This is a genomic window from Arthrobacter sp. 10N418, assembly GCF_056394725.1.
Map to the genome: position 1 here is coordinate 47,982 of NZ_JBFTIK010000021.1, position 18,973 is coordinate 66,954.

General features: G+C 69.1%; 19 protein-coding genes. 6 read left to right on the top strand and 13 right to left on the bottom strand.

The window, feature by feature from the left end; genetic code table 11:
• Nucleotides 1-67 precede the first annotated feature (67 nt).
• The 3 genes from AC1DCZ_RS15785 (at nt 68) to AC1DCZ_RS15795 (ending at nt 2,120) form a co-directional block, all read left to right on the top strand.
• Complete coding sequence (locus AC1DCZ_RS15785; protein ID WP_476975428.1) at nt 68-544, top strand: universal stress protein; 477 nt, start codon at nt 68-70, stop codon at nt 542-544.
• Nucleotides 447-992 carry a universal stress protein gene (locus AC1DCZ_RS15790; RefSeq protein ID WP_476975447.1) on the top strand — a complete coding sequence of 182 codons (546 nt, stop codon included), beginning with the start codon at nt 447-449 and terminating at the stop codon, nt 990-992. Before AC1DCZ_RS15785 ends, AC1DCZ_RS15790 begins: the two co-directional genes overlap by 98 nt.
• Before the next feature lie 117 nt (nt 993-1,109).
• Nucleotides 1,110-2,120: a zinc-dependent alcohol dehydrogenase family protein gene (locus AC1DCZ_RS15795; protein ID WP_476975429.1), complete on the top strand. Its 1,011-nt coding sequence runs from the start codon at nt 1,110-1,112 to the stop codon at nt 2,118-2,120.
• A gap of 352 nt (nt 2,121-2,472) precedes the next feature.
• On the opposite strand, the gene AC1DCZ_RS15800 is transcribed toward AC1DCZ_RS15795, so the two are convergent.
• Nucleotides 2,473-3,564 carry an SDR family oxidoreductase gene (locus AC1DCZ_RS15800; protein ID WP_476975430.1) on the bottom strand — a complete coding sequence of 364 codons (1,092 nt, stop codon included), beginning with the start codon at nt 3,562-3,564 and terminating at the stop codon, nt 2,473-2,475.
• Nucleotides 3,565-3,815: 251 nt separating this feature from the next.
• Between AC1DCZ_RS15800 and AC1DCZ_RS15805 the strand changes: the two genes are divergently transcribed.
• Nucleotides 3,816-5,759, top strand: coding sequence for a heavy metal translocating P-type ATPase (locus tag AC1DCZ_RS15805; protein WP_476975448.1), 1,944 nt, complete (start codon nt 3,816-3,818; stop codon nt 5,757-5,759).
• Here AC1DCZ_RS15805 and ppsA read toward each other — a convergent pair.
• From ppsA to AC1DCZ_RS15835, 6 genes are all read right to left on the bottom strand, one after another.
• Nucleotides 5,707-8,097 (bottom strand): phosphoenolpyruvate synthase, encoded by a 2,391-nt coding sequence (gene ppsA / locus AC1DCZ_RS15810; protein WP_476975431.1) that lies wholly within the window; start codon nt 8,095-8,097, stop codon nt 5,707-5,709. The genes AC1DCZ_RS15805 and ppsA overlap by 53 nt on opposite strands.
• 312 nt (nt 8,098-8,409) lie before the next feature.
• The gene (locus AC1DCZ_RS15815; protein WP_476975432.1) at nt 8,410-9,204 is read right to left on the bottom strand and encodes a glycosyltransferase family 2 protein; all 795 of its coding nucleotides are present in this window, start codon (nt 9,202-9,204) and stop codon (nt 8,410-8,412) included.
• An 11-nt stretch (nt 9,205-9,215) separates the two neighbouring features.
• Nucleotides 9,216-10,664 carry a PIG-L family deacetylase gene (locus AC1DCZ_RS15820; protein WP_476975433.1) on the bottom strand — a complete coding sequence of 483 codons (1,449 nt, stop codon included), beginning with the start codon at nt 10,662-10,664 and terminating at the stop codon, nt 9,216-9,218.
• A complete protein-coding gene (locus AC1DCZ_RS15825) occupies nt 10,658-11,764 on the bottom strand; it encodes a hypothetical protein (protein ID WP_476975434.1) in 1,107 nt (368 codons plus the stop codon). The genes AC1DCZ_RS15820 and AC1DCZ_RS15825 overlap by 7 nt, the downstream gene beginning before the upstream one ends.
• Nucleotides 11,765-11,925: 161 nt before the next feature.
• Nucleotides 11,926-12,603 carry an O-methyltransferase gene (locus tag AC1DCZ_RS15830; protein ID WP_476896295.1) on the bottom strand — a complete coding sequence of 226 codons (678 nt, stop codon included), beginning with the start codon at nt 12,601-12,603 and terminating at the stop codon, nt 11,926-11,928.
• A 54-nt stretch (nt 12,604-12,657) separates the two neighbouring features.
• Nucleotides 12,658-12,990 (bottom strand): thiamine-binding protein, encoded by a 333-nt coding sequence (locus AC1DCZ_RS15835; protein ID WP_476975435.1) that lies wholly within the window; start codon nt 12,988-12,990, stop codon nt 12,658-12,660.
• Nucleotides 12,991-13,166: 176 nt separating this feature from the next.
• Here AC1DCZ_RS15835 and AC1DCZ_RS15840 point away from each other — a divergent pair, with 176 nt between their 5' ends.
• On the top strand, nt 13,167-13,799 hold the full coding sequence (locus AC1DCZ_RS15840) for a TetR/AcrR family transcriptional regulator (protein WP_476975436.1): 633 nt from the start codon (nt 13,167-13,169) through the stop codon (nt 13,797-13,799).
• Nucleotides 13,800-13,811: 12 nt separating this feature from the next.
• Here the strand turns inward: AC1DCZ_RS15840 and AC1DCZ_RS15845 are convergent, their stop codons facing one another.
• The 6 genes from AC1DCZ_RS15845 to AC1DCZ_RS15870 form a co-directional block, all read right to left on the bottom strand.
• On the bottom strand, nt 13,812-14,540 hold the full coding sequence (locus tag AC1DCZ_RS15845) for a GAF and ANTAR domain-containing protein (RefSeq protein WP_476975437.1): 729 nt from the start codon (nt 14,538-14,540) through the stop codon (nt 13,812-13,814).
• Nucleotides 14,540-14,746 carry a hypothetical protein gene (locus AC1DCZ_RS15850; protein ID WP_476896299.1) on the bottom strand — a complete coding sequence of 69 codons (207 nt, stop codon included), beginning with the start codon at nt 14,744-14,746 and terminating at the stop codon, nt 14,540-14,542. Before AC1DCZ_RS15850 ends, AC1DCZ_RS15845 begins: the two co-directional genes overlap by 1 nt.
• Nucleotides 14,747-14,889: 143 nt before the next feature.
• Nucleotides 14,890-15,201: an AzlD domain-containing protein gene (locus AC1DCZ_RS15855; RefSeq protein WP_476975438.1), complete on the bottom strand. Its 312-nt coding sequence runs from the start codon at nt 15,199-15,201 to the stop codon at nt 14,890-14,892.
• Nucleotides 15,198-15,950: an AzlC family ABC transporter permease gene (locus tag AC1DCZ_RS15860; protein WP_476975439.1), complete on the bottom strand. Its 753-nt coding sequence runs from the start codon at nt 15,948-15,950 to the stop codon at nt 15,198-15,200. The genes AC1DCZ_RS15855 and AC1DCZ_RS15860 overlap by 4 nt, the downstream gene beginning before the upstream one ends.
• Nucleotides 15,947-16,429 carry a DoxX family protein gene (locus tag AC1DCZ_RS15865; RefSeq protein ID WP_476975440.1) on the bottom strand — a complete coding sequence of 161 codons (483 nt, stop codon included), beginning with the start codon at nt 16,427-16,429 and terminating at the stop codon, nt 15,947-15,949. Before AC1DCZ_RS15865 ends, AC1DCZ_RS15860 begins: the two co-directional genes overlap by 4 nt.
• Nucleotides 16,430-16,495: 66 nt before the next feature.
• A complete protein-coding gene (locus AC1DCZ_RS15870; protein ID WP_476975441.1) occupies nt 16,496-17,395 on the bottom strand; it encodes a glycerophosphodiester phosphodiesterase in 900 nt (299 codons plus the stop codon).
• Nucleotides 17,396-17,445: 50 nt separating this feature from the next.
• On the opposite strand from AC1DCZ_RS15870, the gene AC1DCZ_RS15875 reads away from it, so the two are divergent.
• The gene (locus AC1DCZ_RS15875; RefSeq protein WP_476975442.1) at nt 17,446-18,792 is read left to right on the top strand and encodes a DUF445 domain-containing protein; all 1,347 of its coding nucleotides are present in this window, start codon (nt 17,446-17,448) and stop codon (nt 18,790-18,792) included.
• Nucleotides 18,793-18,973: the final 181 nt, after the last annotated feature.

An 18,973-nucleotide genomic window follows, 5' to 3' on the forward strand; every position in this document is an offset into this window, starting at 1 on the left:
CGCCCCTGTGCGCTCTACTGGGAAATACTGCTGGGGATAGTGCACGGCCGCCGATCCTGGAGGAAGCATGTCGGCATCCGCAGGGCAAGAGTGCGGTCCCGTGGCGGTGGGCTACGACGGGTCCGACGCCGCGCAGGTAGCGGTCCGCTGGGCCGCCGAGCACGCCGCCGCGCTCGGCCTCGGCGTCACGGTGGTGCACGCCTGGGTGTGGCCCGTCTTCACCAGGAACCTGGGACCCGTCGGCGGCGTGGCAGGCAGCGGGTTGCGGTATTCGGCCGAAACGATCCTGGCCGAGGGCCTCGAACTGGCGCGCAGCATCGTCGCGGCGGCGCCCGGGGCCGCGCCGGCGGACCCGGGCAACTGCGCCGCCCGCGGCGGAGGGCTTGGCCACGCCCGCCGTCGAGGGCACGGTGCAGGGCGTTATGGTCGCCGGGCTCCCCGCGCCGGTGCTGCGGGACGCCGCCCGGGACGCCCGGATGCTGGTGGTCGGCAGCCGTGGCATCGGCGCCGTACTGGGGACGCTGGCGGGATCCGCGTGCCTTGAACTGGCCGGCTCCGCACCCTGCCCGCTGATGGTCATCCGGCGGCCACGCAGCCCGGGGCACCCCGTCGTCGTGGGGGTCGATGCCTCGCCGCGGAACCCTGCAACCCTGGCCGGCGCGGTCCGGCTGGCGACCGCACTGCATGCGCCCCTGCAGCTCATCCACGTTGATCCCCAGACCCCGGGCCGGCGCGAGGACCACGGCCGCCATTCCCCGCTCCATGGCCAGGAGTTGCTGGATCACGCCCTCGACGCGGCCCGCAGGGCAGCTCCCGGACTGGCCGTGTCCGGCGTCCTGAAGGAGAGCCGTGCCGCCGCCAAGGAGTTGCTCGCCGCTGCAGCCGACGCCGATGTGCTGGTGCTCGGAACCCACACCCGGGAAGGCGCCCCCGGCAATACAGTCTCCGCCGTCCTGCACAAGGCGCGCTGCAACGTGCTGATCACCCGCTGACCGCGTGGCGCCGGAGCCCCCCCGGAGCCGGCGGAACGTCCGGAACAGACCAACCACAACAGAACATCGTGAGGATCGGATCCGCAGGAACCGGATCCGCAGGAAGAGGAGGCCACCGTGCGAGCCTGGCGCGTAGGACATCCCGGACCCATGTCCAGCGGCCCACTCGAAGCCGTCGAATGCCCGGATCCCCGGCCCGGTCGCGGGGAAGTGCTCCTCAGGGTCCGTGTGTGCGGGGTATGCCGCACCGATCTGCACCTGGCCGAGGGGGACCTCACACCCAAGCACCCCGGCATTATCCCCGGCCATGAAGTCGTCGGAGAAGTACTCGAACGAGGTCCGGGGGCACGGCGGTTCCGTCCCGGCGAACGGGTGGGCGTCGCATGGCTGGGCGGCACATGCGGTTCCTGCCGCTTCTGCCTGCGCGGGCAGGAAAACCTATGCCTGACCCCCACGTTCACGGGCTGGGACCGCGACGGCGGCTATGCCGAGCTGGTTACAGTGGCCGAGAACTTCGCCTACCGGATTCCGGACCTTTTTTCCGATCAGGAGGCGGCGCCGCTGCTGTGTGCGGGCATTATCGGCTACCGCGCCCTGAGCCGGGCGGAGCTGCCCATCGGCGGCCGGCTGGGCATCTATGGCTTCGGCGGTTCCGCGCACCTGGCCGCTCAGATCGCCATCTACCGGGGCGCCAGGGTCTACGTGATGACACGCTCCGCGGAAGCCCGCAAGCTTGCCCTGGAGCTCGGCGCCACCTTCGCCGGCGGGGCCGACGAGCCGCCGCCGGACCCGCTGGACTCCGCCATCCTCTTCGCACCCGCCGGCGGCCTGGTCCCGGTGGCGCTGCGTGCTCTGGACCGCGGCGGGACCCTGGCGGTGGCCGGCATCCACCTCAGCGACATCCCTCCCCTGCACTACGCCTCCGAGCTCTTCGAGGAACGCCAGCTCCGCAGCGTCACCGCCAATACCAGGGACGACGGCGAAGAGTTCCTCAGCATCGCCGCGGAGATTCCGATCCGCCCCACCACTGTTCCGTACCCGTTCTCGGCTGCGGACAAGGCGCTGCGGGACCTGGCGGAGGACCGGATCACCGGCGCCGCCGTCCTGCGGATGGCCCCGCAGCTGTGAGACGGTGGGTAAGGCGCCGCTGTGAGGACGCGGGGTGGGGCTGCGTCCCAGCTCCGCTGGCAGCCTCAGGGTGAAGTCCAGGGCGTCGCGGGTGATCCGGAGGCCGGCGAAGCTGCGCTGGACGACGTCGATCGAACCGGCCATGGCCCCCAGGTGGATGCCCGCGCTTGTCGTTCCGCCGTGGCAAGGACCACGGGAATCCGCCCCGCCCGTAGCCACTCCAGCAGGGCCACCGTCCCGGGGAACACCCGGCCAGGGTGGCGGTTCCGGGCCGGGAGGTTCGGGGGCCGGCGGCAGAGGCAGCGGCGCCGGCTCAGCGGTGCATCAGCCAAACCTCCCAAGGAACGCGGGGTCAGGACGTGGCGGGAATCAAGCGGTCCGCCCGGTACCGGTCGAAGAGCCGGAGGAAGGAGTCTTCCGTTCGGCGGTACCCGGTGAACCCCTTAAGGCGGCTCTTGCTCATATCGGTGACGACTTCGAGGTTCCGGCCCAGGTCACCGTCTGTGTGCCACCAGGATGCGACGCGCGCGAGTTCGGGTTCGGCCAGGCCATGCCGGGCGGCGATGTCCGCCCACACTCCTTCCATGCCGCGCATCTGCTGCTCCAAGGGGCGGGGTTCGTTGGCGTAGCCCACCGGTTCAACACCGAAATAGGCGGCCAGCGCGGGCCACATGCGCCGCCAGCGGAAGACGTCGCCGTTGACGATGTTGTAGGCCTCGTCGCCGACTTTCTCCCCGGTGGCTGCCCAAATCATGTGGTCGGCCAGCAGCCCGCTGTCTGTCATGTCCGTGAGGCTGTTCCACTGCGTCTCGGAGCCCGGGAAGATGAACGGTTGCCCCAGTTCCCTGCAGATGGAGGCCTGGACGGCGAGGGTGAGTCCCATGTTCATCGCGTTTCCGACGGCATGCCCGATCACCGTATGCGCCCGGTGCACGGACCAGCCAAATCCCTGGTTCCCGGCGGCTGCCCACAATTCGTCTTCCTGGGCGTAGTAGAAGTTGGGAGCTGGCAGCCTCGGCTCGCTCTCGCGGAACGGCGTGTCCGGCATCTCCCCCGCCGCATACGCTTCAAAGGGGCCCAGATAGTGCTTCAGTCCCGTCATGAGGGCGACGTGTTTCACCGGTTTGCCGCCCAGGCTGGCGAGGACGTTGCGGAGCATGCCCGCGTTTGTTTCGATGTTTTCCTGTTCGGTATTCATCCTGGACCAGGCCGTATAAAACACGTGGGTGGGCGACTCTCCGGCCAGGGCCTCGCGCAGGTTGTCCATGGAATTCAGGTCCGCGCTCACATGGCGTACGTCGCGGCGGCGGAGCGGATTGCGGGAGAGCCCCACCACGTTCCAGCCATCATCGGCAAGCCTGTCCACCAGGGCGGATCCGGCAATGCCGCTGGCCCCCACCACGAGGGCAGTCGGGGTTTCGACGGTATCTGAACTGCTTCGCACGTCATGTCCTCCTGGTAGCGTCCCGCGTCGGCGTCACCGCCCCCGGGGCTGGTCCGGCCGGTCGGGCTGGTCTGGCCGGGGCGGATGCTTATCCGCCCCGCTCCAGCGTCTCATGCCGCTGAGGAATGGCCGCCGGAGCCTCTTAACCTGCGTCCCGGGAGCCCACTGGCGGCCGGGCCCGCAGTAGGATGCACGTAGTGGAAGACGCGTGAAGACAACGCGAATGCTAAGGCGGGATATCCGTGAAACTGATGCTCCGGTATCCGCTTGTAGCAGGCACACTCATTGCCCTACTCGCGGTGCTCGTACTCCTGCAGTCCGGACATGCCGGAACCGCCCAGGTCACCGCAAGTATCTACGCGCTGGCTGTGGCGGCCTATCTGTCGGTCGGGATGGTCCGCCGGCTGCTGCGCCGCCTGTGGGGCATCGACATCCTGGCGGTCACCGCGATTGCCAGCACCGTGCTGGTCGGCGAATTCATCGCCTCCATGATCATCGTGCTCATGATGGCCGGCGGCACGGCACTCGAGGACTACGCCGCGGGCCGGGCCAAGAAAGAGCTGACTTCGCTGCTGGAGCGCGTCCCGCAGACGGCCCACCGGGAGCGCGACGGCACCTCCGCCGCCGGAACCCAATCCGGCGAAACCAAAACAGGCGGCCAGCACGAAGACGTGGCGGCCACCGACGTCGAAATCGGCGACATCCTGCTCATAAAACCAGGTGAAGTCGTGCCGCTGGACGGCATCCTGCTCTCCGACTCGGGAACTTTCGACGAATCCTCGCTCACCGGAGAGAGCCTTCCGGTGGAGCGGAGCGCCGGCGACGGCCTCATGAGCGGTTCCCTCAACGGCGAGGCCGCGGTCCGGATGCAGGTCACGGCGCTGATGGAGGATTCTCAGTACAGCCGGATCGTTGCCCTGGTCAAGGAAGCATCGGAGAGCAAAGCCCCGATGGTCCGGCTGGCCGACCGGTACGCCGTCCCCTTCACTGCCCTCGCCTACATCCTTGGCGCAATCGGCTGGATCGTCAGCGGCAGCCCGGCACGCTTCGCCGAGGTGCTGGTGGTGGCCACCCCCTGCCCGCTGCTGATCGCCGCCCCTGTGGCGTTCCTGGGCGGCATGAGCCGGGCCGCGCGCTCCGGCATCATCGTCAAGTACGCCGGCGTCCTCGAACAACTCAGCCGGATCAGGACCGTGGCCTTCGACAAGACGGGAACCTTGACCTACGGCCGCCCCGCGATCGTCGGCGTGAGGACGGCCGGATCCGTGCCCGAGGCCGAGGTCCTGCGGCTGGCGGCCTCGGCCGAGCAGTATTCCTCCCACGTGCTGGCCGCGTCGGTGATGGACGCCGCCCGGTCCCGGGGGCTGGCCTTCTCGACCGCCACCGAGGCCACCGAGTTCGCCACCCACGGGGTCCGGGCACGCTTCGACGGCCAGGACGTGGTGGTCGGCAAGCCCGGTTTCGTGGCGGAATCTGCCCCCGGGGTGTTGGAGACGGAGTTGGCCAGCGGGGAGCTTGGCATCTATGTCGGGGTGGGCGGCGAATTCGTCGGTTGCCTCGTGATGAGCGATCCGATCCGCAAAGAGACCCGCCGCACCCTGGCTGAACTCGGGTCCCTGGGCGTGACCCGGACCGTCATGCTGACCGGTGACGCGCTCGCCACGGCCCAGCACATAGCGTCGGAGGCCGGGCTGACGGATGTCCGCGCCGAATGCCTGCCGCCGGACAAGGTCGAAGCGGTCCGGTCGCTGCCTGAACGCCCGGTGATGATGGTCGGGGACGGTGTCAACGATGCTCCCGTCCTCGCCGTCGCCGACGTCGGCATTGCCATGGGTGCCCGCGGTTCGACGGCGGCCGGCGAGTCCGCCGACGTCGTGATCATCCTGGACGACCTGTCGAAGGTGGCCTCGGCTGTCAGGATCGGGCAGCGGACGGTGCAGGTGGCCCTGCAGAGTATCTGGATCGGGATTGCCCTCAGCGTTGGCCTCATGCTGGCCGCCGCCGCCGGGTACGTGCCCGCCATTGCCGGCGCCCTGTCCCAGGAACTAGTGGACCTGGCCACCATCCTCAACGCGCTGCGCGCCCTGGGCTCGGGCGGGACAGGCGCCGAAGGGAAAGGCGCGGGACGCACAGCCCCTGCCGCTACCCGCCTGAAGCCAGCTTCTCTGCCTCGGCGATCCGGGGAACGGTCCTGAGGTAGCTGTCCGGGTTCAACGAGATCGAATCGATGCCCTCGCGGACGAGGAACGCCGCGAAGTCCGGGTGGTTGCTTGGGCCCTGGCCGCAGATGCCGATCTTGATCCCGGCGGTGTGGGCTTTGCGGATGGCTTCGCTGATCATGGCCATGACGGCCTCGTCCCGCTCATCGAAGAGCGTCGCGAGCTGGCCTGAATCCCGGTCCACGCCCAGGACCAGCTGCGTGAGGTCGTTGGAGCCGATCGAGAAGCCGTCGAACCGGGGGGCGAATTTCTCGGCCAGGACCACGTTGGAGGGGATCTCGCACATCATGTAGACCTGAAGCCCGTCCTGCCCGCGCACCAGACCGTGCTCTGCCATGACGGCCAGCACCTTGTCCGCTTCCTGCGGGGTCCGGCAAAACGGCACCATGACGATGATGTTGCCGAAGCCAAGCTGTTCGCGGACCCGTTTGAGCGCCAGGCACTCGAGGGCGAAACCGTCGCGGTAGCGGTCGTCGTAGTAGCGGGAGGCGCCGCGGAAGCCGAGCATCGGGTTCTCCTCCGGTTCCTCGAAGGAGGCGCCACCGACCAGGTGCGCGTACTCGTTGGTTTTGAAGTCGCTGAGCCGGACGATCACCGGCCGGGGGTGGTAGGGCGCGGCGATTTTCGCGATGCCCCGGGCGAGGGAGTCCACGAAGTACTCTTTTGGATCCGCGTAGCCCCGCGTCAGCTCGCGGATCTGTGCGGCTTCCCCGGCATCGGTGACCCGCTCGGGGTGGACCAGCGCCATCGGATGGATCCGGATCAGGCTGGAGATGATGAATTCCATCCGGGCCAGCCCGACGCCGTCGGCGGGCAGCCGCCACCACTGGAAGGCTGCTGCGGGGCTGGCGATGTTGACCATGACCAGGGTGTGCGTCTCCGGCAGCTCCCCGAGGTTTACGTCCTCGGTTTCGAACGCCAGGCTTCCCTCGTACACCCGGCCCTGGTCGCCCTCCGCGCAGGAGATGGTCACGGCGAGGCCCTCGGCGAGGACGGTCGTGGCGTTTCCGGTTCCGACGACGGCGGGCACCCCCAGTTCCCTGCTCACGATTGCCGCGTGGCTCGTCGGACCGCCGTGGTCCGTCACGATCCCGGCCGCCCGCTTCATGACGGGGACCCAGTCCGGGTCGGTCATCTCGGTGACCAGGATGGCGCCGTCGCGGAACTTCCCGATGTCCGAGGCGCTCCTGATCACGCAGGCGGTGCCCTGCGCAATGGAGTCGCCGATCGCCGCCCCGGTGGCGAGCACCGGGCCCTTTTCCAGCAGGTGGTGGAGGGCGAAGCGCGGACCGGTCTTGAGCGACTGGACCGTCTCCGGCCGGGCCTGGACCATGAAAAGTTCTCCGGTCTGCCCGTCCTTGGCCCACTCCATGTCCATCGGCTGGCCGTAGTGGTTCTCGACGCTCACGGCCCAGCGGGCGAGGGCGAGGATTTCGGCGTCGTCGAGCACGAAGGCGCGGCGCTCCGCTTCGGAGGTGTCCACCATCCGGGTACGCGCGCTGCCGCCCTGGCTGTAGACCATCTTGCGGTCCTTGGAACCGAGGGTCTTCTCGACGATCGGCGTGAACTTCTCCTCAGCCAGGAGAGGCTTGAAGACCAGGTATTTGTCCGGGTTGATGGTGCCCTGGACGACGGTCTCGCCCAGGCCCCAGGCCGCGCTGATCACGGCCGCGCGGGGGAAGCCCGAGTCGGTGTCGATGGAGAACATCACCCCGGAGGCTCCGACGTCGGAGCGCACCATCCGCTGGACGCCGATCGAGAGGGCCACGTCCCTGTGGTCGAAGCCCTTGACCTCGCGGTAGCTGATGGCCCGGTCGGTGAAGAGCGAGGCGTAGCAGCGGCGGCAGGCATCCAGAAGCTCCCGCTCCCCGGCAATGTTCAGGAAGGTCTCCTGCTGTCCCGCGAAGCTCGCGTCGGGGAGGTCCTCGGCCGTGGCGCTGCTGCGGACGGCGACGGAGAGTGTGTCCACCCCTGCGCGCTCCCCCAGCGTCCGGTAGTGGGCGCGGATCGATTCGGCGATGTCGTCCGGGAATTCGCTGCCCAGGAACAGCTCCCGGATGGCTTCCCCGGTGGCGCGCAGCGACGCGTCTCCGGACCGGTAGTCGAGGATCCGCGAGCGCATGGCCGCCTCGATCCCGTTCGCGTCGAGGAAGCTCCGGTATGCGTCGGACGTGGTGGCGAACCCGTCCGGGACGCGCACGCCCTGGGTCTTGAGCGACTGGATGAGTTCGCCGAGGGAGGCGTTCTTGCCGCCCACGCGCGGGACGTCGCCCATGCCGATCTCTTCAAACCACAAAATCAGCGATTCAACCATGTCTGCGCTCCTGGCATTGGCGATGGACTGATACTGCGTGGATTCACGTCCCGTGGGTCAGAGGCTTAGGACCTTTGTGCCGCAGGCGGGCCGCCGGTCCGGCGGTGCCGGGCGAGTTTGTAGAGCCAGTCCGCGACCAGGACGGCGGGAATGGCAGCAAGCGCGACGGCCCGCCCGCCGGGAGATGGCGGGGCGTGGCCCAGCAGCGTTGCCACCGGACCCAGGACCAGCAAGACGGCCAGCAGTCCCAGCTCGGGTCATTGCGTGGCCGGCCCCGTGGTTCCTGGCGCGTCCCGTCGCCGGTGCGAAGTGTCAGCCGGCCGCCGGCGGCCGGGACCGGCCAAGGCTCTTGAGGTACGCGCCGAAGCCGTGCGGGGCCCGCGCCTGGGTCCGCCCGGAGGTCAGCACCCGCATGCTGTCCGTCGCCGTGATGGCGAACGCATGGTTGCGGAGGTTCTGGACCAGGGTCCGGTCCTCCTGGGATGCAAGTTTGGGGAATCCGCCGGCCGCGAGATAGGCCGATGCCCGCACCCCGAAGTTGGCGCCGTAGACGTGCGGGTGGTCTTCTTCAAAAGGGTGGCGTTCCAGCCACCGGCGGAGCAGTCCGGGATCCATTCCTTCGGGGTCCGGTTCGACGGACCCCAGGACGGCGTCGGCTCCCGCCTCGGCAAACTCAAGCTGGCGCACCAGCCAGTTCTCCGGGACCCGGGAATCGGCATCGGTGTTGGCCAGCCAGGTCCGTCCCGCCCACGGCGGCGGGGTCCACCGTTTGCCCGGCGGCCTGCGCCGCGGTACCCCGATTCCGGCAGCCCTGATCCCGGCTTCGCGGCTGGCGCCGGCGTTGCGGAAACGGACGTCGACGGCGCTGAAGCGGTGGTCCGCGGCAACATACCCTGCGGCGATGGCGGCCGAGCGGTCCGTACAGCTGTCCAGCACGACTGTCACCCGGACGTCCACCTCAGGGCGGACCCGGTGCAGGGCGTCGGCGGCCCGCTGCAGGGCCAGCAGCGCCCTGTCAAGATGCGCTTCCTCGTTGTGGGCCGGCATGACGACGGCGATTCGTTCGATGCGGTGCCCCCGCGGCAGCGGCAGGGCGAGTGCTGCCATCCCCATCCCCGTCACCGGCCCGGTGCGGCGTCGGGCGCCGGTGTTTCCGGTCCGGCGTCGGGCGCCGGTGTTTCCGGTCCGGCGTCGGGCGCCAGGAGGACCTCCAGGACGAAATCGCGCTCCCGGTAGAGGCCGCCGGCGGCCCAGCCGAGCTGCCGGCGCGCCGCGGCGTGGACGGCGTCGCCGTCGAGCTCCCAGCCTTTGAGCGGGTGCCGCCAATGACACAAGACCAGGGTCCCGCCGGGCAGGAGGGCGCCCTCAACCCGCTCGAACAACCCGGCCAGTTCCGCGGGCGAGAGGTAGTAGCCGACCTCGGAAACCACGATCAGATCGAACGAGCCGTCCGGCCAGTCCTGCGGAACGGTGAGGTGCCGGGTCCGGGCTGCGGGCAGGTGGGCGAGCCGCCTGGCGGCGTGTGTGAGGGCCGCACTGCTCGCGTCCACCGCCAGGAAGCTGCCGCACCGTGGCGCAAGCTCCACGCTCAGGGCTCCGATGGAGCACCCGATTTCGAGTCCGGACGTGTAGCTCCGGCCCGGGAGTGCCGCCAGGGTGAGGGATCGTTTGCGGTGCTCGTACCAGCTGCTGGTGTAGTGCCAGGGGTCTTCGCTGCGGTTGTGGACGGCGTCGAAGACGGTCTCCGCGTCATCGGCGGCGTAGGCGCGGCCGGGCCCGGCACCCGAAGACGCGGCAGCCGGCCGCTGCCAGGCGAAGGTCTCCCAGGGCCGTTCGAAGTGCTCCAGGAAGGCCGTCGGCAGGAGCACTTCGTCCCCGGGCAGCCCGGACAGGGCCCGGACCTGGGAGGCATGGGCTGCCATGGCGTCGTGTTTGGCCCGTAGCTCGGCCGGGCTCAGGAGCACCCGGAGCCAGGACTGCCACGCCGGGTCGGCAGGTTCAGCCCACAGCCAGTACCAGATGGGGTATTCCAGCAACCCGTAGCCCCGGGCGGCGCTGACTTCGGCGGCGACGGATCCCAGCACCTCGTGGTCCGTGTGGCCGTCGCGGCGGTAGGGGGCCACGAGGACGGTCCTGTCGGCGGCCCGGCCGCTGTGAGCGGCGGCGTCCTGCAGCGCAGTGCGGATCGGCTCCCGGTGTTCGGCAAGCTTGCCGTCCGGCAGTGCCAGATACTCCCATGCGGCGTCCGGCAGGAGCTGCGCGAGGGCGCCACCGAATTCCCGGAGCCGGACTGCGGCCAGCTGTTCCGGCGTCGTGGTCGGCGATCCGGGGTGCGAGGCCTCACCCGCCGTGCACAGCAGGACCCGGACGTCGGCGCCGAGGGCGTGCAGCCGGGCCAGGAGGCCGCCGGCGCCGAGCGATTCGTCATCGGGGTGGGCGGCCAGGACGAGGAACGCGGTGCCGGCCAGTTCCGCTGCGTCCAGCGGCAGTTCCGGGAGCACGGCAAGGCCGTTGGCTGCCCAGGCGTCCTCGCTGGTCCCGGCGTCGTTGTGCGTGAAGCTCACCACGGGCTCTCTCCTGTCAGCGTCAGGGCACCCAGCTGGGCATCATCCCGCATCGCATGGTGCTGGCGGATGTAGAGGGAAAGGTCCGCCATCCGTTTTCCGTACTGCTCGTCGAATACGAGCGGGCCGGGTCCCAGGTTCTGGCTCACCAGGGACTGGATGCGTTCGACGGCGGCCGCGACGTTGCCCCTGACGCGCAGGGCCTCGCTCCACGCGTTCGTCCCCGAGAGCCCCCCGGAGTCGATCCGGGCGGCGGTCAACGCCAGATAGGCGGTCAGGGAGCCCAGGGTGCGGTCGATCTCGCCGAGGTGTGCCAGGGCGATCTGGTCCGGCTCGCGTCCGCCGGCGGCGGCTTTCCGCAGGGACTCCTTGAAGCTCCGCGCCACGGCGACGGCCCCGCCCAGCCAGCAGGCGGCAACGCCCATGCCGCCCCAGGCGAAGCCGGGACGCTGGTAATACCAGCCCGGGGCGCCCAAGGGCACGGCCGGCACAGCGTCGAAGTGCACGGTGCCGCTGGGGACTTCACGCAGACCCCGGCTGGTCCAGCCGGGGTCTGCGAAGCTCACCCCGTCGGCGTGGAGGTCGACGGCGAAGGCGGCCCGGCCGCGGCCTTCGACATGGGCCGTTACGACGGCATGGTCCAGCTGCGCGGCCAGGGAACACCACGGCTTGGACCCGTCGAGCAGGAATCCGCCGGGGGCGTCCCGGGCACCGAGGCGCAGCCCGGGGGCCTCGGCCGCAAACACGCCCCAGGTTCCCTCGAAGTGGGCCCCGCCAAAATCCTGGACATCTCCGTCTTCCGCTGCCGCGTCATGGGTTGCCTGGGCGAGGATGGCCGCGGCGTCCAGGTGCGGTTCCAGCACCCGGCCGGCCGCGACGTCGACTGCGGTGACGGAGGCAAGGACCTCCCACAGGAGAGCGGTGGCGCCCTCCCCAGGCCTCGGCGCCGTCCGTGCCGCGGCTTTGGCCAGGTCCAGGAGCGCCGGGACATCGCCGGCTGCCGCGTGTGCGGCCGCGAGCAACGGACGGATCGCGTCCAGTTCCGCCGCCGAAGAGCTTATCCGCACAGCGGAAGGGAGAGTGGTGTCGGGGGTCCCGTTCATTCGGAGGCCTGTTTTTCCTTCGGGAAGTGCGTCTGGTCCGTTCGCGTCCGCGGCCGCCGGCAGGGGCGCCGCTTAGTAAATCTAAGCATACTTAGCACTTGCTTCCGGCCGGGCGGGCCGCCCGCGACTTACTGCATCTGCCGCGCATGGCCTGGCCGCCCCTACCGCACGAGCGCAAGGGCGAACCCGTCCCAGCCCTTGGAGCCGACGGTCTGGATCACTGTTCCGTCCAGCCGAGGGTCCTCGCCCATCATCTGCAGGGCGCTGATGATGCCCGGAGCGTTCACGGTGTCCATCGAGGGATCAAGCACTGCGCCTTCCCAGACCACGTTGTCCATCACGATCGTGGTGCCCGGCCGCCCCAGCCGGATGGCCCAGTCGAGGTAGTGCGGGTTGTTTTCCTTGTCCGCGTCGATGAAGACGAAATCGAAAGGCGCCACGGCCTCTTTGCTGAGGGCCCGCAATGTGTCCAGCGCAGCACCGACCCGGATCTCCACTTTGTGGCCCAGTCCCGCGTCGTCGACGTTTGCCCGGGCCACCCGGGCATGTTTGGGGAGGTATTCGCACGTCACCAGCCGGCCGCCGTCGGGCAGCCCCTGGGCCATCCAGATGGTGCTGAAGCCGGCCAGTGTTCCGATCTCCAGCACGCGGCGGGCGCCGGAGAGCTGCACCAGCAGTTTCAGGAGTTTGCCGGCGTTGGGTGCCACCTCGATGGGCGGCATGCCCGCTTCCAGGGCGGTGGTCACGGCACGCTGGAGCGACCGGTCCGGGCGGACCACGACGGCGGAAAGGAAGTCCTCGACGGCAACCCACCCGGAGGCGGCCTGATGCTCGATCATGCCCCAAGTCTCCCAGTTGCCCGGGCCGGGCGGTAGGCTGTCCGGGGTCCGGCCTCAGCCGGCGTTCCGGGCCTCGCCGATCGCCTTCTCGAGCCGCTCCACTTTGCCGGTGAGTTCGCCGGAGAACCCGGGACGAATGTCCGCCTTGATGACCAGCGAAACCCGGCTGCCATAGCGCCCGACGGCTTCGGTGGCCCGTTTGAGAACAGCGAACACCTCATCCCATTCGCCCTCGATCGTGGTGAACATGGAGTCCGTGTGGTTCGGCAGCCCGGACTCCCGGACGATCCGCACGGCCTCGGCGACGGCATCGTGGACCGAAGCGTCCCCGGGCGCCTGGCCGTTGGCGGGCGCTCCTGACGGTGCCACGGAAAATGCTACGAGCATGTGGTTGTTTCCCTTCACGCGATCCGGCCTTCCGGCCACTTTTGCAGGCCTTCGGGCCCTAGTCTTTCACGTGCCTGAGAGGCTTCAGCGCCCCGGACAGGTGGCGGAAAACGTCACATAACGGGATACCCGGAAGTAACAGGTTTCTCCAACCTTGGCGTTGCTACCCTAGGCAAATGAACCGGGCAGTAGACCGCAGGCCGCTCCGCGCTGACGCGGCGCGCAACGTGGACAAGATCATCACCGCGGCCATGGATTGCTTCCGCGAGCACGGCCCGGAAGTTCCCCTGCAGACCATCGCCGTGACGGCCGGAGTGGGGCCGGCAACGCTGTTCCGGAATTTCGCGGACAAGGAAGAACTTGTGCTCGCGGCACTGAACCGGCAGCTCCGGGAGCAGGTCGATCCGGTCATTGACGAGGCGCTTGCGGCTCCCGACGCCGCCGACGGCCTGCTTCGGGTCATCAATGCCCTGATGCGCGTTGCCAGTGAGGACGCCAACCTCCTGGGCGCCGTCGCGGGGCGCCGGGGACTGTTGACCGGGATCACCGGCGGCCTGATCGAATCGGTCGCAGTGCTGCTGGGGCGGGGGCAGGGGCAGGGAACCCTCCGCAGCGATATCTCCATGGCGGACATGATCCGCCTCCTGGCCATGCTGATCGGCGTCGTGGACACCATGGAGCCCGGCTCGGACGCCTGGCGCCGCCCTGTGGCGCTCATCGAAGACGCCATCCGTTCCGAGCGGCCGCACCGTCCTCTGCCTCCGCAGGCGCCGTTTCCCGGCACGGCGTTCGAGGCCGTGCTGGGCTAATGCCGCTGCCGGCTACGCCCGGGCGCTGAAGTCGGTGGAACTCGCACCGTAGTCGAACCGGCGCAGGATCTCCTCGGCCACGATCCGCAGCTTGACGTTGCGGTTGTTGGAGACTTTGCTGAGGAGGTTGAAGGCCTCAGCCTGGGAGCAGCGGCTTTGGGCCATGAGAATCCCGGATGCGAGATTGATGATGGTGCGCGACTTCATGGCCTGCAGCAGGTCCCGGTTCATGCTCTCGACGGACCCGAGCCGCACGGCCAGCCGCATGGACTTGCCGGCCGTCGCGGCGAAGGCCTCGCACGCGTCGGCAATCCCGCCGTCGAACGCGCCGGGGCAGGCGGCGAAGAACGTCAGGACGGCCGCGGCCCCGTGATCGAGCGCCAGCGGCACGCTCAAAATGCTCCGGCTGCCGCGCTGGGCCGCGGCCTGCTGGTAGCGGACCATCCACGGCTCCGCGACGGCGCCGTTGAGCCGTGTTGCCTTCCCGGTCTTCAGGGCTTCCAGCCCCGGGCCGAAGAATCGGTCCTGCAGCTGCTCCAGGGCGAGCGCCTCGGGTGCGCTGCCGGCAAGGGCTGCCGGCAGCCGGTGCCGGGTCAGCCGCACCGAACACAGAACCGGGCACCCGGCAGCAAAGACAGCAAACTCGGCGGAGACGCCGGACAGCTCGTCGAGGAACTCGTCAAGGCTCGCATTATCGAGCACCAGGTCCTGCAGCCGCTCCGACAAACGGGCCGCCGGCATCAGTCCTCCGCCGGCTTCTCTTTGGCCTCGAGAAGGTGGTGCTGAAGCTTCTCCTCGGCTTCCCGGCGCCGTCGGGCCATCTCCCGCAGTTCCCTGGTGGACTCGGCGCCCGGGGGAACGAAGGGCTCGTGGGGCTTGGCACGATGCCCCTTGCCTGGCTCGCCCGTGGCCCCCCCTGTGGCCTCCGGGTCCTCTTTTTCACTCATCTTCGAATGCTCCCACGCGGTTTCTGCCCCCAATAGGGACTAAAGACCATTCCGCTGCGCCCGGTGCAGCCAGTGTGCTCCGGCCGATTCATTGCGGCCGGTCAGAGGCGGCCGGTCAGAGGCGGCCGGTCGGCTGCGGCCCGTCAGTCCCAACCCATGAGGCGCAGTCCGGCGGCCGCGGCGGCCCCGGCCAGCACCACGACGAGGAAGGGCGCCCGGAAGCACAGCGCGATTCCGGCCGCGGCCAGCGAGCCCAGCCGCGCGTCCAACGCGAGGGACTGGCCCGAGGCGACGGCGTTGACGACCGTCAGGGACGCCAGCAGACCGATCGTCATGGTTCCGGCGATCCGTGACGTCCGGGGATTGCGGAGCAGGCTGGCCGGCACCAGGTATCCGAGCAGCTTCCAGGCGTAGGCGAGCAGACAGGACAGGAGCAGCCACATCCAGAGGTTCATGCGGCGCTACCGGGCGGGCTATCGGGGGGATGGACAACGTGGTGCCCGGCGTAGGGGTCCACGTCCGGTTCCAGGCCTTCGTCACGGCGCCCGCGACTGAACCAGCCGACCGCTGCCGCGACGACGGCCGCGACGAGAATCGGAACACCGGAGGGCACGAACGGAACGGCCAGTACGGTGGCCAATGCGCAGACGACGGCGATCGCGACCGGTTCCCGGCCTTTCAGCCGCGGCCACAGCAGGCCCAGGAAAGCCGCGACAGCCGCGCCGTCGAGGCCCCACTGCTTGGGGTCCCCCAGGGCGCCTCCAGCCAGCGCCCCCAGCGCCGTGAACAGGTTCCAGAGGAAGAAGACGCCGATCCCGGCGGTCCAGAAACCGCGCTTCTGCTCGATCGGGTCCGTCTGCCCCGTGCCCGTCGCGGTGGATTCATCGATCGTGAGCTGGGCCGCCGCGAAGCGGAGCCAGCCGCGAGGCCGCAGCAGGGCGTTGATCTGCATGCCGTAAATGCCGTTGCGCATGCCCAGCAGGGTCGCGGCACCCATGGCGGCGACCCCGGAGCCGCCGCCGGCCACCACCCCGATAAAGGCGAACTGTGACCCGCCGCTGAACAATAAGAGGCTCAAGGCCATGGTCTGCCAGAAGTCGAGTCCCGAGGTGACGGACAGGGCACCGAAGGACACCCCGTAGAGGCCAGTGGCGATGCTGATGGAGAGCCCGATCCGCACAGCCGGGGACTGCAGGAGTTTCACAGCCGCAATCCCGGAGCCGGCTTCCGCGGAGCCGGGTGCCGCACGGGCCGTTTCATCAGGGTCCAGGCCCAGAGGATAAGGGGAACCTGGAACGACAGCCGTACTGTGTGTGCCTTCCGTCCGCGGGGCGTTCCCGCCGGGCCGTAGGCTTTGCGCAGTGCGTCAACGTGACCGGCGAGGAACAGGGTGAACATCGCCGTGACGCAGCCGGCCGCGGCCCGGCGGGTGGCCGGGACCAGCAGCCCGACGGCGGCGGCGGCTTCCAGGAGCCCGCTCGCCGCGACCCACTCCTCGCGGGAGAGAACGGCGAAGGGCCCGTTCGGAGTGTCCCCCGAGTCGTCGCGGCAGAGAACGTCCGGGACCACGTGGTCAAAGAATTCCGGCTCGCGGAAGTGCTTTCCGGCACTGGCCAGCAGCAGGGCACTCATGGCGGCCGCGGACAGTGTCTGAGTGGCCGGGCCGGACCAGGGAAATGGCATGGAACCACTCAACCACAGCCGCAGTGCCGGCCGTAATCCGGAGGCAGCGGGCCGGAGGGGCGGAGTTCAGCGCAGCGGCCGGCTGCCGGCCGTGAGCTGGGCCAGGACCTCGGCCGGGCGGTTTGTGGTGATCTCGTGGATGCCGAGCCCCTGGCACAGGGCCACGTCGTTTTCTGAGTCCACGGTCCATACCCGGAACCGCCGCCCGGAGTCGAGCCAGCGTTGGACTGTGCGCGCGTGGCTGCGGACATAGTCAATGCCGGGACCGGCCATGCCGGCCTCGCATTCATCGAGGATCCGCTCCGCTTCGGTCTGCGCGGCTTTCATGACGTTGGCCAGTGCGCTGCCGGTGAGGGCCCCGAGACCGAGTTCCTCCCGGATTTCCTCCACAACCACGTCGTCCACCAGTTGGCAGACGGACGACGCCGGAACGGACTTGAGCAGGTGCTTGACAGAATCCGGGCTGAAACTCATGAACGACACCGTGATGTTCCCCAGCATCGACGACTCCGGATTCCAGCCTTCGGCCGTGAGGATTTCGAGGATCCTGTCTTCGAGCTTGAGCTGGAAGGGGCTGGGGTGCTTGAGTTCGATCGCCAGGCCGATCTCCCGTCCGGCCGAGCGCAGGATGTCGAGCAGCTCAGCCAGGGTCAGGAGCTGTTCGGACCGGGCGCCGTATTCATCCGGGATTTTTGCACCTTTCCAGGAGGAGAAGTCCAGCAGCCGGAGCTCTTCCAGGGTTCGGTCGGCCACGGGCCCGGTGCCGTCCGAGGTCCGGTCCAGGTTGGCGTCGTGCAGCAGCACCGCGTGCTGGTCCCGGGTCAGGTGGATGTCGCACTCCACGCCATCGGCGCCGTCGGTGATTGCCTGCAGATAGGCGGCCCGGGTGTGCTCGGCGAAAGCTCCGCTCGAGCCCCGGTGGGCGTACACCAGCGGACGGGCGGGGATGGACACGTCAGTCGTCATGGTGACACGTTAGCGGACAGCCGCTGCCCGTGCGGGACTAGGCTGGGCACATGCAGGTGAACACTGAGGCAAATACCCGTTCCGGCGGCGCGGGCGGCACCTCCGCGCCGCCTGCCGCCCAGGCAGCCGGCCCGGCCGGCCGGCAAGGCGACGCATCCAATGACGTCGAAAAGGCTGCGGCCCTGCGGAGCATGAAACTGCTGGCCCTGTCCCTGCTGATCGCGATGGCCATCGTCTTCGTGGCCGCCTTCGCCCTGCAGAAGCAGTATCCGTCGCTTGAGTACGTCCGGGCCGCGGCCGAGGGCGGCATGGTGGGCGCCCTGGCCGACTGGTTCGCCGTCACGGCCCTGTTCAAGTACCCGATGGGCATCAAGATCCCCCACACCGCCATCATTCCGCGCCGCAAGGACCAGATCGGCGCCTCGCTGGGCGAATTCGTGGAGACCAACTTCCTGTCCGAAGAGGTGGTCCAGGAGAAGCTGGCGTCGGCGGACATCGCGCGGAAGGCGGGCGCCTGGCTGTCCGGTCCCGGCGGCGCCGAGCGCGTCGCGAAGGAGGGCGCAGCCGTCATCCGCGGCGCGTTCAAGGTCCTCAATGACGACGACGTCCAGTCCGTGATCGAGGGAATGGTCCGCAGGCACCTGCTCACTCCCCCGTGGGGGCCGCCGGTGGGACGGCTCGCGGAGCGGATCTTCGCCGACGGCCACCACCACACCCTCGTGGACCTCCTCGTGGACCGAACCGTGGACTGGGTGCGGGACAACCACGAGACCGTCGGCAGGCTGGTCTCGGACCGCTCCCCGCAGTGGGTTCCGCAGTTCGTGGACGGCCTCGTCGGCGACAAGGTCTATCTGGAGATCCTGAAGTTCACCAAGGCGGTGCAGTCCGATCCGCAGCACCAGGTCCGCCAGTCCATCGACACGTACCTCAAGTCGCTGGCCAAGGACCTGCAGCACGATCCCGTCATGATCGCCCGGGCCGAGGGCATCAAGGCGCAGGTGCTCGGCGATCCCGAGGTCAGGGAGCTGGCCTCCCGCACGTGGGGCACCATCAAGGCGGCGCTGCTGACCGCCGTCGACGATCCCCACAGTGAACTGACGGTGAAGTTCAAGGCCGCCGTGCACGATTTCGGCACCCGGCTGGTGGTCGATCCGGAGCTGGCCGGCAAGGTGAACGCCTGGATCGGCGACGCCGCGGGCTACCTCGTGAAAACGTACCGCTCGGATATTGCCGGCGTCATCACCGACACCGTGGCCCGCTGGGACGCCGAGGAAACCTCGCAGAAGATCGAGCTCCAGGTGGGCAAGGATCTGCAGTTCATCCGGATCAACGGCACCGTGGTGGGAGCCCTCGCGGGGCTGGCCATCTTCACGCTGGCGCACCTGGTCTTCGGCTAAGCGAGGCTCGCCGCCTAAGCACGGCTCGTCGTCTAGGTGTATTACCCACGGAGGTTGGTGACATTCGGCGTGGTGGGGTGACATGAAGAAGACCTCCGAGTGGAGTGGGGCTTGTCTAGAGTCCAGTTCCACAAACGGAGGTCTTCGTGTCCCACCCTAATGCTTTTCTCGCGCCGAAGGG